Raw genomic sequence first — 2,017 nt, forward strand, 5'->3', positions numbered from 1 at the left:
GGAGCCAATCTATAAAAAGCTCCAACTTGAACATAATAATCCCCGCTTACAATCTTTTTTTCTCCGCTTTTGGAGTAGTTACGCTTTTTTGAGGGATCTCTTTTTTTACCTCTTTTATAGGTTCTTTTTTAGTAGCTTCTTTTGGCTCTTTTTTTACTTCTTGAGGCTCTTTTTCCTTTATAACCTCTTGAACAAGTTTTTCAAATTTTTCTTCTTCAGGCTCTTTTGTTTCCTCTTTTATTATAGGAACCTGTTCAAAACTTTTTTCTTCTACGCTTTTTTCTTCAGTCGGAGCAGAAGCGAAAAAATCTTCCGTTTGAGGTTGAGGTTTTTGAGAAAAGATTTTGACTATTGATATAACTATAAGTAGCAACAATATAACGCTACCGCCAATTAGTGCGATTTTTTTGATATCTAAAGATTTATCTTTTTTATTTAAAATAATATCTTCAAGTTCATTATGTAACTCTTTTTCCTCTTTTGACTCTTTTTTTGGCTCATTTGTGTCAAAAATATCCATTTTAAACCCTTTTTTAAAGTGTCATAATATTATAAATTTATTTTACTAAATGAAAGGTTAAAAAATGTGGCAAAAATGTCTTAGAAGTGCTTGAGTAGATATATTTTAAAAGGGTGAATTTATAATTTCACCCTTTTTATAACTTAATATGTAGGTTGATGATAGATTACAAATTTTCTAGCTAGTTGCGTTAATTCCTCTTTTATTTTTTCTTGAAGTTGGATATTTTCAATATTGTCTAAAATATCTGCTATTTTTGTGGCTATTAGCCTAAACTCCTCCTCTTTCATCCCTCTGCTTGTAAGAGCTGGACTTCCTATCCTTATACCGCTTGTTACAAAAGGACTTCTGGTTTCGCCAGGAACAGTGTTTTTATTTACGGTGATACCTGCTCTTCCTAACGCTTCATCCGCATCTTTTCCACTAAAATCTTTGTCCAAAAAGCTAACGAGTATTAGATGATTGTCCGTTCCTCCGCTAACTACGTTATAGCCCCTATCTATCAAGACTTCCGCTAAAACAGAGGCGTTTTTCTTTACCTGTTGTGCGTAAGTTTTCCATTGGGGTTTTAAATTTTCTCCAAAACCTACCGCTTTTGCCGCTATAACATGAACTAAAGGACCTCCTTGAATCCCTGGGAAGATAGCACTATTTATCTTTTTTGCAATATCCTCATCGTTTGTCATAATAATCCCGCCTCTTGGGCCTCTAAGGGTTTTGTGTGTTGTTGAGGTTACCACATCACAATAAGGAAAAGGACTAGGATGCTCGCCTGCGGCTACAAGACCTGCGATATGGGCAATATCTGCAAAAAGAATCGCTCCAACTTCATCAGCTATTTCTCTAAACTTTTTAAAATCTATCTCTCTTGGATATGCGCTTGCGCCGCAAACAATAATCTTTGGTTGAACGATTTTTGCTATATCTCTAACTCTATCATAATCTATCCATCCATCCTCATTTACTCCATAAAAAAAACTATGATAAAGTTTACCGCTGGCGTTTACTTTTGCTCCATGGGTTAAATGGCCTCCGTGGCTTAAACTCATACCCAAAATTTTATCATAGGGTTTCAAAAGAGCCATATAAACGGCTTGATTTGCTTGACTTCCGGAATGGGGCTGAACATTTACAAATTTGCAGTTAAACAGCTTTTTTGCCCTCTCAATCGCAAGATTTTCAATTGCGTCGGCGTTTTCACATCCACCATAATATCTTTTACCTGGATATCCTTCGGCATATTTGTTGGTAAAAACGCTACCCATCGCTTCCATTACAGCAGGGCTAGTAAAGTTTTCACTTGCAATCATTTCAAGATGATCTGTCTGCCTTTTTAACTCGTTTTCTATTATTTGATAAACATCCGGATCGAAATCTTTTAGAAAACTCATATTTTTCCTTTCTGTTTTATTGGTAATTTGGGGTTTGGAATTGGTAAATGGGAATTGAGTGTTCTGAAAAATTACTAAATTTCGCTCAAGTTGGATGCAATTTTTG

At 35.1% G+C, this 2,017-nt stretch carries 2 protein-coding genes; both read right to left on the reverse strand.

Translation table 11 applies throughout. The annotated features are described in order from the left end of the window. Positions 1–46: 46 nt before the first annotated feature. Entirely contained in the window at positions 47–520 is a 474-nt protein-coding gene (locus tag AC30RD_RS06445) for a hypothetical protein (protein WP_489493556.1), read from the reverse strand. A gap of 143 nt (positions 521–663) precedes the next feature. Beyond that, on the reverse strand, positions 664–1,911 hold the full coding sequence (locus AC30RD_RS06450; RefSeq protein ID WP_489493558.1) for a serine hydroxymethyltransferase: 1,248 nt from the start codon (positions 1,909–1,911) through the stop codon (positions 664–666). Positions 1,912–2,017 lie beyond the last annotated feature (106 nt).

It is taken from the genome of Nitrosophilus sp., from assembly GCF_982775275.1.